The sequence below is a fragment of the Aeromicrobium ginsengisoli genome, from assembly GCF_004134905.2.
Taxonomy (GTDB): domain Bacteria; phylum Actinomycetota; class Actinomycetes; order Propionibacteriales; family Nocardioidaceae; genus Aeromicrobium; species Aeromicrobium ginsengisoli.
The window spans coordinates 188,166-201,561 of the sequence record NZ_SDPQ02000002.1 but is presented as its reverse complement, the minus strand read 5'-3'; the positions used below and the strand labels follow the sequence as shown (position 1 = coordinate 201,561).

Sequence of the window (13,396 nt, the reverse complement as noted above, 5' to 3'; positions counted from 1 at the left end):
GAGGATGGTCGGGAAGTGCCCGACCATGACCGTGAAGGAATGGACTGATGACCGCTTCCACCTTGAAGACCATCGTCGGCCGCCGGCTGTGGATCACCGGACTCGTGCTGGCCATCGCCGCGGCACTCGTCTCGGCGCTCTGGCTCACCGCGTCCTCGCAGCCCGCCTCGGCGACGATCGCGCAGACCGCGTCGACGCTCGACACCGAGCTCAGCCAGGATCCGGCGACGTCAGACGCCAAGGCCGACGCCAAGGCCGACCGCACCGCGTTCCACGCCGCCATGAAGGCGGCTCGCATGCTCAAGGGCCAGGAGCGGGTCGACGCGCTCAAGAAGGTCGCGGCGGACGCCAAGGCCGGCAAGTACGGCGACCGGATCGAGAAGCGCGCCGACCGTCGGGCCGATCGGAGGGCGGCGGTGTTCGCGCTCCTGCCCGACGAGCTCCAGGCCGACCTGACCAAGCTGCGGGCGATGCAGCCGGGCGACGAGCGCAAGGCGTACCGCAACGAGATCCGGCAGAAGGCACTGGACGACGGATACGGCGACAAGGTCAAGGAGGCGGCGGAGAAGCTGAAGGGGCATTGGAGGGATTGACCGGGGCGTCGCGGCCGATGCGGTTCCCATAGGCTGCTCCACATCCGAAGGGGGATGTCGCATGTCGAACGAGCTGATCTATCTGCTGATCCCTGCCGCCGCGGTCGTCGTGTTCGTGCTCGGCGCGATCCTCGTGATGAAGCTCCAGAAGAAGTCACAGCACGTCGGGGCGATGCAGACCGGCGGGGGCGGCGCAGCCCCGACCGGCTTCCAGCAGGCGGCTGGCGAGAGCCGGGAGGCGTTCGTCCGCCGGAACTCGCAGCGCCCCGGCGTCGTCGCGAACGGCGTGACGCTCGTCGATCTCTACGACCGGATCGCCGAGCTCGAGAAGCGGCTCGCAGACACCGAGCAGCAGCTCGAGGCGTTGCACCAGCGCTGAACGTCAGATCGGGATGACGGCGTCGACACGACCGCCGTCGCGGTGCGCCGAGGCAACCACGCTCCCGCCGACCTGCTCGGCTCGCTCGCGCATCGACGACAGCCCGACCCCCGGCTTCCACGTCTGCGTGCAGGCGCCGTCATCGTGCACCGACAGGTGCAGCACGCCGTCATCGGCGGAGATGCTGACCTCGACCGTGGTCGCCGACGCGTGCCGAGCGACGTTCGTGAGCGACTCGACGACGATCCGGTAGGCCGCCACCTCAGCCGCCGCGGAGAGGTCGGGCAGCGCCTCCGGGGTGTCGATCCTGACCTGCAGGACCTTGCCTTCGGCGGCATGCAGGTTCGCCGCGTGCTGCCTGACGGCTCCCACGAGCCCGAGCTCGTCGAGGGTCGCCGGGCGCAACCCTTCGACCAGGCGGCGAACCTCGCCGATCGCCTGGGTCGTGTCATCGCGCAGCCGGGCCAGCAAGGCGTCGGCTGCGGCGACGTCGCTCGTGAGGTGGTTGCGGGCGGCATCGGCGGAGAACGCCACTCCGGACAAGGTCGGCCCCAGACCGTCGTGGAGGTCGCGCCGGAGCCTGCGACGCTCGTCCTCGATGGCAGCGATGGCAGCGCCACGGGACTCCTGCAGGTCGCGGGCGAGAGCCGTCGCGCGCAGGGTCTGGGCCAGCAGCGGTGCCACGATCCGCAGGACGTGCTCGTCGTCGGCCGCCAGCACGAGCTCGCCGGCGCGCAGCCCGACCACGACCTCGCCGACCGCGTCGTCGCCGAGCTGGAGCGGCAGCGTGCGCGTGTGGGTGACCTCGGTGCCGGACGTCGCGAGGGTCTTGCCCTCGGCGCGCAGGCACGCGTACGGCAGGACCAGCGCCTCACGGATGGCCCGCAAGGCGAGCACGGGGTCGTCGCCGATGCGATCGACCACACGGGTGGCCGCCTGCAACGGGTCGGGCCGGTCGCCGAAGAGCATCTGGTCGACGACGCCGCGCAGCATGACCATGACGGGGTGGAAGCCGAACGCGATGACCGCGCCGATCACCCCCAGCGCCCCCGCTGAAGCATCGGGTGCGTCCGACCAGGCGAGCAGCGACACGACGCCGGCGAACACCGAGACGTACGCGATGGCGGTCACGCAGGCGACCACGCCCCAGACGATGAGGCCGCGGACGTCGACCACGTCGGGACGGATCATCCCGATCACCATGGCCGGCGCGATCGCGGCGCACATCAGGGCCACGACGGACACCGGCGTGTTGGAGGACGCCCCCTCAGCCGAGAACAGCAGCAACCCGCCGACGAGGCCGACCGTCCCGGCGGTCACCGCGAACCACTGCAAGGGGACGCGCACTTCGCCGTCTGCCGTCTCCACACGCCACCAGACGTGCACGATGACACCCAGTCCGATCACGACCGCCATCGCGTCGGCCGTGTGCGACTCACGAGGTGCAGCGGCGGCAATGATTCCGCCGGCGGCGAATGTCGTCACGGCCGTGAAGTCGACCGGGTTGCGCCAGCTCCACCGCGGGTAGGCCGCCACCGCGAGCGGGAACGCGAGCATCGTGGACCCGATCGCCAGCGCCCACTCGACGTCGCGCGCCTCTCCACGCGCGTGGAGCACGAGGGCGGCGAGACCCGACAGCCCGACAAGCACCAGCAGCGCGCCGGACACCGACGCGCGTCGCACGAGCACCAGCCCCAGGCCGCTGACGGCGGTCACGACTCCGAGCAACGCGATGCTCGCGCCCAGGAACCAGTCGCTCATCGCGACCTGCCGAGGCCCTCGTCGCGGGCGCGGACGATCGCGGCCGACCGGTCGGACACCGCGAGCTTGGCGAAGATCGACGAGATGTGGTTGGCGACGGTCTTGGGCGCCAGGGCCAGCTCGTCGGCGATCGCGTGGTTGCGCTTGCCCGCGGCGACGAGGTCGAGCACCTCGCGCTCGCGATCGGTCAGCTCGGGGAACGGCACGTCTGCGACGACCCGCGGCTCACTGAAGTGGCCGAGGACCCGCGCCGCGACGCCCGGCCCGAAGATCGCCTCACCGGCGACGACGGCCCGGATCGCGCGGTCGATCTCGTCCTGCTGGGCGCCCTTGAGGAGGTAGCCCCGGGCGCCGGCCTGCATCGCGGCGAAGACCGTGTCGTCGTCGTCGAACATCGTGAGCACCAGGACCATCGCCTCGGGGACGGCCGCACGGAGGCGGCGGGTGGCCTCGAGCCCGTCGATGCCCGGCATGCGGATGTCCATCAGCACGACGTCGGGTCGCTGGAGCTGGGTCTCACGCACCGCGCCCTCACCGTCGACCGCCTCGCCGACGACCTCGTAGCCGTCGATCGACTCGAGGAGCGCGCGCAGCCCACCACGTACGACGGGATGGTCGTCGGCGAGCACGACGCGGATGCGTTCGGGGGTCACCCCCTCATGATGCCGAGAAATCAGGGCAAAAGACCCGGGAACGTACACCTATACGGACCGGGAGGAACTCCGGACAATGAGGAATCGGCACACCTGTCGGGGGCACGTGAGCCGGGCGACCGTGGATCCACCTTCCACACAAGGAGCACATCATGACCCTCACGACCAAGAACAAAGTCGGACTCGCCCTCGCGGGTCTGCTCGGCGTCCTCGATCTGCCGAGCTTCCTGGAGGCGCCGTCAGACGGCGAGGTCGGCCCACCGCTGGGCATCCTCATCCTGGGCTCGATCTGCGGCCTGATCACGATCGTCGCCGTGGTCATCGCGTGGCGCTCGGCGAGCGGAGCGGCCATCCGGGTCGTCGCCGGTGCCCGCATCGTCTCGATGCTCACCGCGCTGCCCGCGTTCTTCATGGACGTCGAGGCCTTCATCAAGGTCCTGGTGACGGTCTTCACCATCCTCACGCTCACGTCGCTCGTGCTGATGTTCTCACCGGCACGGCGGTCGGCCGCCGTGATGGATTGAGGTGTCGTCATGATCGCCATCGTCACGATCCTGCTCGCGTTCCCGTTGGGGTTCTTCCTCCGGTCACACCTCGCCGCCAACCTGGCGTACGCCATCGCCTACCTCTGGGCGTTCGTGTTCCAGGGCCTCTACCTGACCCGCATGTGGGTTGGCGGGGACGACTCGGCGTTCCCGAAGGACCCGGACACGATACCGGTCGGGTACGGACTGGTGTGTTGCGCGATCTTCGCCGTCGGCTTCGGGCTGGTCGCCCTGGGACACCGCGTCGCCAGCCGCCGTCGCAGCAGGATGCCGGCCGTCGCCTGAACCCGCGCACCGCGAGAGCCCGGCCCCTCGGGGCCGGGCTCTCGGCGTGAGCTCCCGGCCCGTCGGAGGGATTTCCCGATCAGACCAATCCAGGCGGACGCTCGCGGCGAACCACGTGTGTGAACACGGAGTCGAAGAGCCCATGGTGGGCCGGCGCACTGGCGGGCGTGCTGGCCGCCGCGGCCGGAGTGGCCACCGGTACGGCGGTCGCTGCGCTCCTCAACGGCGTGCCGTCACCGATCGAGTCGGTCGGCAACCGGGCGATCGACCTGGCGCCACCGATGCTCAAGGACTTCGCGGTCGAGCAGTTCGGCACCAACGACAAGCCGGTGCTCATCGGCGGCGTCGTGGCGACGCTCGCACTGCTCGCCGCCGTTGCCGGGATCATCGGCCGCACCCGACCGGCGATCGCCACCGCTGGCGTGGCGGTCATCGGGCTGATCGCCGTGGCCGCCGCAGCCGTGGACCGCACGGCCACCGCGAGCCGGGCCCTCACCCTCGTTCCCTCGTTGCTGACCGTCGCCGTCAGCCTTGCCGCGCTCGCGATCCTGCTGGTCACCCTCCGACGTACGCGCGAGGCGGCTCCGGCCGGGCTGCTGCGCCGCCGCGACTTCCTCAAGGCCGTGATCGGCGTCGGCGCTCTCGTCGTCGTCGGCGGCGTCGTCAACTCGCTGTACGGCACGGCGGCAGCGGTCGCGTCTCGCGCCGGGATCCGGCTGCCCAAGCCCGCCGTCGCCGCTCCGCCGGTGCCCGCCGGGACGCAGGTCGACGTCACGGGCATCAGCCCGTACGTGACGGCGAACCGCGACTTCTACCGCGTCGACACCGCGCTGCGGATCCCCGACGTACCGGCCGAGGGCTGGAACCTCCGCATCCACGGCATGGTCGACAACGAGGTCAACCTCAGCTTCCGCGACCTCCTCGACATGCCGCTCGCCGAGCACCGCATCACGCTGACCTGCGTCTCCAACGAGGTCGGCGGACCCTACGTCGGCAACGCCGTGTGGACCGGCGTGCTGGTCAAGGACCTGCTCGAGCAGGCCGGGGTGAAGTCGGGCGCCGACGCGGTCAAGAGCACGAGCGCCGACAAGTGGACCGCCGGCACCCCGCTCGAGGCGCTCACCGACGACCGCAGCTCGATGGTCGCGATCGGCATGAACGGCGAGCCGCTCCCACTGGCGCACGGCTTCCCGGCCCGCCTCGTCGTGCCCGGCCTGTACGGCTACGTCTCCGCGACCAAGTGGCTGACTGACCTCGAGGTGACGCGCTTCGCGGACTTCAAGGCGTACTGGACGACGCGTGAGTACGACGCCGAGGCGCCGATCAAGTTCTCGTCGCGCATCGACGTGCCGAAGTCGTTCCAGACCTTCCCGGCCGACCGCGTGCGCGTCGGCGGCGTCGCCTGGGCGCAGACCGTCGGCATCGAGCAGGTCGAGGTGCGGGTCGACAAGGGCCCGTGGCAGGCCGCGAAGCTCGGCACCGAGGACACCGTCGAGACCTGGCGCCAGTGGAGCTGGCAGTGGGACGACGCGACGCCCGGCAACCACACCCTGACCGTCCGCGCCACGACCAAGGACGGCGACACCCAGACCTCCGATCGGGCGAGCATTCGCCCGAACGGGACGACCGGCTGGCACAGCGTCCAGTTCCGCGTCGAGTAGCACGACCCCAACCCCAACAAGGAGAGATGAAGATGCGTACAACTGTGAAGACCTTCGCCGTCACGGCGGCCGTCTCGTTGTCGTTGTTCACCGCGGCGTGCGGCTCGAGCGACGACAAGTCCGAAGGATCGCCCAAGGCCGAGACCACCAGCTCCGCCGCGGCCGATCCGGCTGCCGACCTGGTCGGTGCGGGCTGCGCCGACTACGCCAAGGCCGTCCCGGACGGTGCCGGCTCGGTCAGCGGCATGGCGCAGGACCCGGTCGCGACCGCGGCGAGCAACAACCCGCTGCTCAAGACGCTGGTCAAGGCCGTCTCCGGTCAGCTGAACCCCGACGTCAACCTCGTCGACACGCTCAACGGCGCTGAGTTCACGGTGTTCGCACCGGTCGACTCCGCGTTCGCCAAGCTCGACGCGAAGACGCTCAAGACGCTCAGCACCCCCGCCGGTGCCGACACCCTGACGAGCGTCCTGACCTATCACGTGATCCCCGGACAGATCGCTCCGGCCGACATCGACGGGTCCCACAAGACCGTCAACGGTGCCGACCTCGAGGTCACCGGTTCGGGCAACGACATCAAGGTCGGCGGCGACCAGGCCACCGTCATCTGCGGCGGCGTCAAGACCGCCAACGCGACGGTCTACCTGATCGACAACGTCCTGATGCCGCCCGCCTGAGCGCATCACCCACACGATGGGCCGTCTCCCTCACGGGAGGCGGCCCATCGTCGTGTCCGGGGCGCGTCAGCGGCGCGGCGGCAGCGGGAAGAAGCCCGAGGTGCGGTCCATGTACGCGCGATAGCCGGGGCGCTCGGCCATGTGGCGCTCGAGAACACGCTTGCCCGAGCCGAACGCGAGCAGGTAGACCATGAGCGCCGGCGACAGGATCGTCAGGACGCCGGGCCAGTGCTCGGCAGCGACGAGGAACAGGCCGACCCACACGCAGGCATCACCGAAGTAGTTGGGGTGACGGGTCCAGCCCCACAGGCCACGGTCCATGACCGGGCCGCGATCGGGATCGGCCTTGTAGGCCGCGAGCTGGCGGTCGCCGATCGCCTCGAACGCGATGCCGACGACCCACAGCAGCACACCGGCGTACGCCAGGACGCCGACGGAGCCGTGCGTCAGGGACCCGACCATCACCGGGAGCGCGACGAAGAACGCGATGCCGCCCTGCAGGACGTACACGATGAGGATGATCCCCAGCTCGCCCTTGCCCTCGAGCAGCTTGGCGTAGCGCGGGTCCTCCCCGTGACCGCGGCTGCGCACACCGATGTGGATCGCGAGTCGCAAGCCCCAGGCGACGGTCAGCACCAGGAGCAGCCACCGGCGGAGGTCGTCGCCGTGCCCCGACGAGCCCACGAACGCGGCCACGGCGGCGCCGCAGAACATCAGGCCCCACGCGACGTCGATGACGTTGTGGCGGCCGATCCGCTTGGCGACGACGCACGTGATGCCGAGCGTGACCACGATCGCGGCGGCGGCGCCGATCAGCGTGTGGGCGAGGGCGGTGCCGTCGATCTGGTTCATCGTGAGCTCCTGGTCAGGTCGTCGGGTTGATGGTCGGGACGCGACGCCGGCCGCAGGCCCTTGAGGAACAGCCGGATGCCGTGGACGCGGATCATCACGTCGACCGTCCAGTTGGCCCACGGCTTGCGCAGTGCGGACGCGAGGCGGGCGTCGGCGCGGCGCGTGCCGCGCATCGTCGCGACGAACGGAGGGCGATCGGGCCGGCGCAGCGTCACCGTGACCGAGAGCTCGTCGCCCGGCGCGGGCACGACCAGCTCGTAGTGCCCGTCGACGCCGTGGAACGGCGACACGTAGAACGTCTTGTCGGTCGTCGCCCGGCCGTTGTCGGCCGGCTCCAGGAGATAGCAGCGCCGTCCGCCGTACGTGTTGCGGACCTCGGCCACGACGTGGGTCAGCGTGCCGTCCGCGTCATGGCAGTAGAACAGGCTGAGCGGGTTGAAAACGTGGCCGAGCACGCGTGGGCTGGCGAGCATGCGCACGGTGGCCGGCGGGTCGACGCCACGCTCGGCGAGCCACGCGTCGACGTTCTCGCGCAGCGACCGCGAGGGGGCACCGAGGTGGTCGCCGGAGCTGAAGGAGCACAGCCTGCGCAGCGGTCCGGGCAGCCGTGGCACGTCGTCGAGGTCGACCAGCCACGTGCGGCCGCGGTTCGTGAAGGCGTACTCGAACCCGTCACGCCGGCGGTGACCGATCGTGACGTCGTAGCTCGCGAGCGCCTCTCTCACCAAGCAGCACCCAGGCTCTCGGCCGCGGCGACGCCCGAGCGGCAGCCGTCCTCGTGGAATCCCCAGCCGTGATAGGCCCCGGCGTACGCGATGACGCCGTCGTTGAGGGCCGGCAGGTCGGCGCGGGTGGCGACCGACTCGGGGGTGAAGACCGGGTGCTCGTAGAGCATCTCCGCGATCTGCTGGCCGGCGTCGACCGAGTCATCACCGTTCAGCGTGACGAGGTAGCGCGACCGGCCGGGCAGGCGCTGCAGCCGCGTCATGTCGTACGTGACGTTGACCTCGCCACCGGCGGCCTCGCAGGTCGGCATCTGGTAGTTCCAGGCGGCCTGGGCCCGTGGGAGCGGCGGCAGGACTGAGGCGTCGGTGTGCAGCGCGACGCGGTTCTTCGAGTACGTCCACGCGCCCAGGGCAGCGGTCTCGGCCGCCGTCGGCTCGGCCAGCATCGCGAGCGCCTGGTCGGGGTGCGTCGCGATGACGACGGCGTCGAACTCAGCCGCCTGGTCGTCCGCGTCGATGACCCGGACACCGCCGGTCGTACGCACGACGGACCTGACGGGCGACAGCAGGTTGACCGCCGAGAGCTGCTTGCCGACCTTGTCCACGTAGCTCGCCGATCCTCCGGTCACGGTCCGCCAGGGGTGCGAGCCGCGTACCGACAGCATGCCGTGGTTGGCGAGGAACTCGAAGAGGTAACGCGCCGGATAGGCGCCGGCCTCTGCTGGGGCGCACGACCACACGCAGGCCACCATGGGCACGACGAAATGGGTGCGGAAGTAGCGGCTGAACCGGCCCTCGGCGAGAAACTCGTCGAGCGTCAGGTCGTCCGCCTCGGTGGCGGCGAGGTGCCGCCGGGCACGGCGGTGGAAGCGCTTGACCTCGGTCAGCATGTAGAGGAAGCGCGGGTTCGCCGCGTTGCGCATCGTCGGGAACAGCCCACTCGCGCCGAGCGCGCCGGCGTACTGCAGCCCACAGCCGTCGCACCGGATCGACATGCTCATCTCGGACTCCTGCGTCTCGACGCCGAGCTCGTCGAACAGGCGGGTCAGGTTCGGGTACGTCTGCCGGTTGTGCACGATGAAGCCGCTGTCGACGTTGAGCGAACGGCCGTCGGGGTCGAGCAGCTCATGCGTGTGCGCATGGCCACCCAGCCGCCCGTCGGCCTCGTACATCGTCACGTCGGCGACGCGTTGCAGGAGATAGCCGGCGGTCAGGCCCGCCACTCCACTCCCGATGACGGCGACCTGTCGTCTGCCCATGCTGAACTCCCTGCTCCGAAGGACCGGTACTACCCAGAGTTCGAAGCCGGCGAACGCATGGATTGGTCAGGGAGTCACACCGGTACGTTCAGCACCGGCGCCGTCGTGGGCTGGTCGGAACCACCGCTGGGCTCGACCGTCACCGCCAGCTCGTCGGCGCTGGACAGGTCCTTCATGACCATCTCGCCGGATCGGGAGAACGTGCCCTGCGACTCGGCCTTGGAGCTCCTGATGAGCCAGACCTGATAGACCTTGCCGCCGTCGAGCGCCGGCAGGCTGTGGGCGACGACCACGGCGGCATCGCGCTTCTTGGACGTGACGAGGCGGACCGTCCCGCCGTTGGGGAAGTCCTGCGCCGTGGTGGCGGCGTCAGCCGCGCCGAGGACGGAGGTGATGTCGGCGAGCTGGCGCTCCCGGTCCTGCGCATGGTCGCGCTCGACGAGGTAGCCTCCACCACCCGCGGCAGCCAGCACGAGCGCCGCCGCTGCGACGAGCTGCGGCAGCCTCTGGCGCAGTCCGCGACGTTGGTTGATCGAGGTGACGAGCGGGCGCTCCTGCGGGATCGAGCCGATCGCCGCCAGCAGCCTCTGGCGCAGGGCGGCCGGGGGCTCCTGGCTCTGGGACTCGCCGAGCCGGGTCGCCGTCGCCTGCAGGCCGCCGAGCTCGGACCGGCAGTCGGGGCACTGCACGAGGTGCGCCTCGAACTGCGCGCGCTCGGCAGGTTCGAGGGCGTCGAGGACGTACGGTGCGAGGAGGGAGTGCAGATCTGTGGTCATGCCGGAACTCCGATGCAGTCGCGCAGGCGGACGAGACCGTCGCGTATCCGGGTCTTGATGGTGGCGGGATTGGCGTCGAGGACTTCCGCGACCTCGGCGTAGGTGTGGCCGTTGTAGTAGGCCAGGTTGACGGCCTCACGCTGCAGCTCGGTGAGCCCCTCGAGGCAGCGGCGCACCTGTTCGTGCTCGAGGGTCATGCTGACGGTCTCCTCGACCTCGTCGTAGTCGGGGCCGTTCGACCAGTCATAGCTGTTCTCGCGGTTGGTCGCCGCCTGGTCGTGCCGGACGGCGTCGACCGCCCTGCGGTGGGCGAGTGTCATGACCCAGCCCTTCGCACTCCCCCGTGCCGGGTCGAACCGGGCCGCGGACTGCCAGACCTGGATGAACACCTCTTGGGCGATCTCCTCGGCCCGGGCCGGATCGCGTACGACCCGGCGGGCCAGACCGTAGACCGAGGCGCCGAGCAGGTCGTAGACCGCGGCGAACGCCTGTTCGTCACCCCGTCCCACGCGGACGAGGAGCTGGCCTGCGTCGGCGGCCGGCTCGTCGGACGACGCGTCGGCAAGGCGCAGGTGCGCAGCGCTGCGGGTCACGTGGCTCTCCGATCGAAAGGGGTTCTTGCCAATCATTCGAAGCTGCCTCAGTCCCGGATGGGTCGCTCGAGCACCTTTGTGCGGGCTCGGGCCAGCATCATCGCATTGAAGGGGTCCTCTCGCGATTCACGAGCGGTGGCGGGCCAGGAACTCAGCGGTACGTGCGCTCTGCGGCGCCGTGAACAGCTGGTCCGGCGGACCGGACTCCTCGATGCGCCCGTCGGCCATGAAGACGATGCGGTCGGCGACCTCGCGCGCGAACGCCATCTCGTGCGTCGCCATGACGATCGTCATCCCCTCGGTGCGCAGGTCACGGATGACGTCCAGCACCTCGCCGACCAGCATCGGATCGAGCGCCGACGTGATCTCGTCGAGCAGGAGCACCTCGGGCCGCATCGCGATCGCCCGGACGAGCGCGACCCGCTGCTGCTGGCCGCCCGACAGGGCATCGGGATAGGCGCCGGCGCGGTCCTCGAGGCCGATCCGGGCGAGCAGCTCGAGCGCCGTCGACGCCGCCTCCGCGCGACTGCGGCCGCCGGCCTTGACCGGCGCCAGCACGATGTTGTCGAGCACGGTCTTGTGCGGGAAGAGGTTGTACGCCTGGAAGACGATGCCGATCCGGCGCCGGATCGCGTCGACGTCGATGCGCGGATCGGTGATCTCGGCATCGCCGAGCCAGATGTCGCCGTCGTCGACCTGCTCGAGCAGGTTGAGGCAGCGCAGCAACGTCGACTTGCCGGAGCCCGAGGCGCCGATCAGACACACGACCTCACCCTCGGCGACGTCGAGATCGATGCCCTTGAGCACCTCGGTGCCGTTGAACGACTTGTGGACCGCGTCGGCCCTCAGCACGCTGCTGCTCATGTGACGAGTCCGTTCTCGCGGCGCAGCGACCGCACCGTGAGGTAGTCGGTGAAGCGCGCCAGCGGGATCGTCGCGGCGATGAAGAACGCCGCCGCCACGACGTACGGCGTGAAGATGAAGTCCTTGCCCGAGATGACCTGGGCGGCGCGCAGCGACTCGACGAGTCCGATCGTCGACAGCAGCGCGGTGTCCTTCTGCAGCGACACGAAGTCGTTGAGCAGCGGCGGAGCGACCCGGCGGAGCGCCTGCGGCAGCACGACGTGGCGCATCGTCTGGCCGTACGACATGCCGAGCGCGCGACCGCTGGCCCACTGCGTCGGGTGGATCGACAGGATCCCGGCGCGGATGACCTCGGCGACGTATGCGCCATAGCTCAGCGTCAGGGCGATGACGCCGAGCCAGAACAGGCTCGTCGGCATGCCGGTGAGGTTGAGGGCCGGCAGGCCGAAGCCGACCAGCAGCACGATCAGCAGCGTCGGCGTCCCGCGGAAGACATCGGCGTACACCACCGCGAGGAGCTTGACCGGTGCGAGCGCCGGCGCCGGGATCACCCGGACGATCGCCACGAGGACGCCCACGATCAGGACCAGCACCTCGACGACCAGGAACAGCCGGATGTTGAGCCAGAACGAGCGGGCGACCTCGGGGAAGGCCGCCTTGGCGTCCGGCCACCAGAAGTACGTCTTGTGGACCCGCTCCCAGCCCGGCGAGCTGCCGACGACGTAGACCAGCAGCCCGATCACGACGATCGTCGAGACCGCCGCCACCGCACCCCGGGTCAGGGTGCGTCGACGGCGGTAGCGCTCGCGCTCGAGCTGGCGCTCGCTCGGGGTCACTTCAGCTCAGGGACGTCGGTCGCCTGGTTGAGCCACTCGTTCTTGAGCTTGTCGAGCGTGCCGTCCTTGGCCAGGGCGTCGACCGCGGCGCTGACGCACGGCGTCAGCTTGCTGTCCTTGGAGAGCAGCAGGCCGAACTGCTCCTGCTTGCCCTTGGTCGGCTGGAACTGCCCGACGATCGTGCCGCCGTTGATCTCGGCTGAGGTGAGGTAGTAGGCCGTCGGCAGATCCGCGACGATCGCGTCCACCTGCTTGTTCTGCAGCGCCTGGGCCGCCTTGGACGTGTCGTCGTAGACCAGCGGCTTGGTGGCCGGCTTGATCTGGTCGGTGATGGCGTCGAGCGACGTCGTCGCGATCTGGGCACCGAGCTTGGCGTCCTTGAGCTCCGCGAGGGTCGTCGCGCCGGCGTACTTCGAGCTCTTGAGCGTGATGATCGCCTGGGCAGCGGAGTAATAGGGGCTCGAGAAGTCGACGGCCTTGGCGCGCGAGCTCGAGATCGAGAACTGGTTGATGTCGACGTCGAACGACTTCTTGCCGGGCTGGATGGCCTGGTTGAACCCGGCCTTGACCCACGTGACGTCGGACGTGGCGAAGCCGAGCTTGTCGGCCACGGCGTAGGCCACGGCGGACTCGAAGCCCTTGCCGTTGGAGGGGTCATTGTTGCTGAACCACGGGTCGTACGCGGGGTCGTCGGTCGCGATCGTGAACGTGCCGGCCTTGATGAGCGGCAGGTTGGCCGGCTTGCAGTCGGCGAGGGCGGAGGCGCTCTTGGGGGCGGTGTCGCCCTCGGAGTCGGCGGGGGCGCACGCGGACGTCAGGACGAGCGCCGCAGCGGCGATGGCGGTCAGGCCGCCGTAGGGGGTGAACTTCATGGGAGAAGCGTAGGGCCAGCGCCCAATAGGTCTGGACGTATCTCATCCCTCGACGTGTGGCACTC

At 70.0% G+C, this 13,396-nt stretch carries 16 protein-coding genes; 6 read left to right on the top strand and 10 right to left on the bottom strand.

Translation table 11 applies throughout. The features are described 5' to 3' along the window. Nucleotides 1–47 precede the first annotated feature (47 nt). Nucleotides 48–593 carry a hypothetical protein gene (locus ESP70_RS07730; protein WP_149688757.1) on the top strand — a complete coding sequence of 182 codons (546 nt, stop codon included), beginning with the start codon at nucleotides 48–50 and terminating at the stop codon, nucleotides 591–593. A 61-nt stretch (nucleotides 594–654) separates the two neighbouring features. Continuing rightward, nucleotides 655–972, top strand: coding sequence for a hypothetical protein (locus ESP70_RS07725; protein ID WP_149688756.1), 318 nt, complete (start codon nucleotides 655–657; stop codon nucleotides 970–972). Between the two features lie 3 nt (nucleotides 973–975). Here the strand turns inward: ESP70_RS07725 and ESP70_RS07720 are convergent, their stop codons facing one another. Then, nucleotides 976–2,733, bottom strand: coding sequence for a sensor histidine kinase (locus ESP70_RS07720; protein WP_149688755.1), 1,758 nt, complete (start codon nucleotides 2,731–2,733; stop codon nucleotides 976–978). Next, a complete protein-coding gene (locus ESP70_RS07715; RefSeq protein ID WP_246161965.1) occupies nucleotides 2,730–3,386 on the bottom strand; it encodes a response regulator in 657 nt (218 codons plus the stop codon). The genes ESP70_RS07720 and ESP70_RS07715 overlap by 4 nt, the downstream gene beginning before the upstream one ends. Before the next feature lie 152 nt (nucleotides 3,387–3,538). Here ESP70_RS07715 and ESP70_RS07710 point away from each other — a divergent pair, with 152 nt between their 5' ends. From ESP70_RS07710 to ESP70_RS07695, 4 genes are all read left to right on the top strand, one after another. Continuing rightward, entirely contained in the window at nucleotides 3,539–3,910 is a 372-nt protein-coding gene (locus ESP70_RS07710) for a hypothetical protein (protein ID WP_149688754.1), read from the top strand. 9 nt (nucleotides 3,911–3,919) lie between these two features. Next, nucleotides 3,920–4,216, top strand: a complete 297-nt coding sequence (locus ESP70_RS07705; RefSeq protein ID WP_149688753.1) for a hypothetical protein — start codon at nucleotides 3,920–3,922, stop codon at nucleotides 4,214–4,216. 119 nt (nucleotides 4,217–4,335) lie between these two features. After that, a complete protein-coding gene (locus tag ESP70_RS07700; RefSeq protein WP_149688752.1) occupies nucleotides 4,336–5,877 on the top strand; it encodes a molybdopterin-dependent oxidoreductase in 1,542 nt (513 codons plus the stop codon). A 32-nt stretch (nucleotides 5,878–5,909) separates the two neighbouring features. Continuing rightward, nucleotides 5,910–6,554 (top strand): fasciclin domain-containing protein, encoded by a 645-nt coding sequence (locus tag ESP70_RS07695; protein WP_149688751.1) that lies wholly within the window; start codon nucleotides 5,910–5,912, stop codon nucleotides 6,552–6,554. Between the two features lie 66 nt (nucleotides 6,555–6,620). On the opposite strand, the gene ESP70_RS07690 is transcribed toward ESP70_RS07695, so the two are convergent. The 8 genes from ESP70_RS07690 to ESP70_RS07655 form a co-directional block, all read right to left on the bottom strand. Next, nucleotides 6,621–7,406 (bottom strand): DUF1295 domain-containing protein, encoded by a 786-nt coding sequence (locus ESP70_RS07690; RefSeq protein ID WP_149688750.1) that lies wholly within the window; start codon nucleotides 7,404–7,406, stop codon nucleotides 6,621–6,623. Then, nucleotides 7,403–8,131 carry a DUF1365 domain-containing protein gene (locus tag ESP70_RS07685; protein ID WP_149688749.1) on the bottom strand — a complete coding sequence of 243 codons (729 nt, stop codon included), beginning with the start codon at nucleotides 8,129–8,131 and terminating at the stop codon, nucleotides 7,403–7,405. The genes ESP70_RS07690 and ESP70_RS07685 overlap by 4 nt, the downstream gene beginning before the upstream one ends. Continuing rightward, on the bottom strand, nucleotides 8,128–9,390 hold the full coding sequence (locus ESP70_RS07680; RefSeq protein ID WP_149688748.1) for an NAD(P)/FAD-dependent oxidoreductase: 1,263 nt from the start codon (nucleotides 9,388–9,390) through the stop codon (nucleotides 8,128–8,130). The genes ESP70_RS07685 and ESP70_RS07680 overlap by 4 nt, the downstream gene beginning before the upstream one ends. A gap of 74 nt (nucleotides 9,391–9,464) precedes the next feature. Further along, entirely contained in the window at nucleotides 9,465–10,166 is a 702-nt protein-coding gene (locus tag ESP70_RS07675; RefSeq protein WP_149689707.1) for an anti-sigma factor, read from the bottom strand. Continuing rightward, nucleotides 10,163–10,759: an ECF RNA polymerase sigma factor SigK gene (sigK, locus tag ESP70_RS07670; protein ID WP_246161964.1), complete on the bottom strand. Its 597-nt coding sequence runs from the start codon at nucleotides 10,757–10,759 to the stop codon at nucleotides 10,163–10,165. Before sigK ends, ESP70_RS07675 begins: the two co-directional genes overlap by 4 nt. Before the next feature lie 126 nt (nucleotides 10,760–10,885). Next, the gene (locus ESP70_RS07665) at nucleotides 10,886–11,623 is read right to left on the bottom strand and encodes an amino acid ABC transporter ATP-binding protein (RefSeq protein WP_149688746.1); all 738 of its coding nucleotides are present in this window, start codon (nucleotides 11,621–11,623) and stop codon (nucleotides 10,886–10,888) included. After that, nucleotides 11,620–12,459 (bottom strand): amino acid ABC transporter permease, encoded by an 840-nt coding sequence (locus tag ESP70_RS07660; protein WP_149688745.1) that lies wholly within the window; start codon nucleotides 12,457–12,459, stop codon nucleotides 11,620–11,622. Before ESP70_RS07660 ends, ESP70_RS07665 begins: the two co-directional genes overlap by 4 nt. Beyond that, nucleotides 12,456–13,331 (bottom strand): ABC transporter substrate-binding protein, encoded by an 876-nt coding sequence (locus tag ESP70_RS07655; protein WP_149688744.1) that lies wholly within the window; start codon nucleotides 13,329–13,331, stop codon nucleotides 12,456–12,458. Before ESP70_RS07655 ends, ESP70_RS07660 begins: the two co-directional genes overlap by 4 nt. Nucleotides 13,332–13,396 lie beyond the last annotated feature (65 nt).

Excerpts from the sequence above, each read along its gene's own strand:
- ESP70_RS07655 (WP_149688744.1), bottom strand. The coding sequence starts at position 13,331 with ATGAAGTTCACCCCCTACGGCGGCCTGACCGCCATCGCCGCTGCGGCG.
- ESP70_RS07690 (WP_149688750.1), bottom strand. The coding sequence starts at position 7,406 with ATGAACCAGATCGACGGCACCGCCCTCGCCCACACGCTGATCGGCGCC.
- ESP70_RS07710 (WP_149688754.1), top strand. The coding sequence starts at position 3,539 with ATGACCCTCACGACCAAGAACAAAGTCGGACTCGCCCTCGCGGGTCTG.
- ESP70_RS07680 (WP_149688748.1), bottom strand. The coding sequence starts at position 9,390 with ATGGGCAGACGACAGGTCGCCGTCATCGGGAGTGGAGTGGCGGGCCTG.
- ESP70_RS07705 (WP_149688753.1), top strand. The coding sequence starts at position 3,920 with ATGATCGCCATCGTCACGATCCTGCTCGCGTTCCCGTTGGGGTTCTTC.
- ESP70_RS07720 (WP_149688755.1), bottom strand. The coding sequence starts at position 2,733 with ATGAGCGACTGGTTCCTGGGCGCGAGCATCGCGTTGCTCGGAGTCGTG.
- ESP70_RS07675 (WP_149689707.1), bottom strand. The coding sequence starts at position 10,166 with ATGACCACAGATCTGCACTCCCTCCTCGCACCGTACGTCCTCGACGCC.
- ESP70_RS07695 (WP_149688751.1), top strand. The coding sequence starts at position 5,910 with ATGCGTACAACTGTGAAGACCTTCGCCGTCACGGCGGCCGTCTCGTTG.
- ESP70_RS07665 (WP_149688746.1), bottom strand. The coding sequence starts at position 11,623 with ATGAGCAGCAGCGTGCTGAGGGCCGACGCGGTCCACAAGTCGTTCAAC.
- ESP70_RS07725 (WP_149688756.1), top strand. The coding sequence starts at position 655 with ATGTCGAACGAGCTGATCTATCTGCTGATCCCTGCCGCCGCGGTCGTC.
- ESP70_RS07730 (WP_149688757.1), top strand. The coding sequence starts at position 48 with ATGACCGCTTCCACCTTGAAGACCATCGTCGGCCGCCGGCTGTGGATC.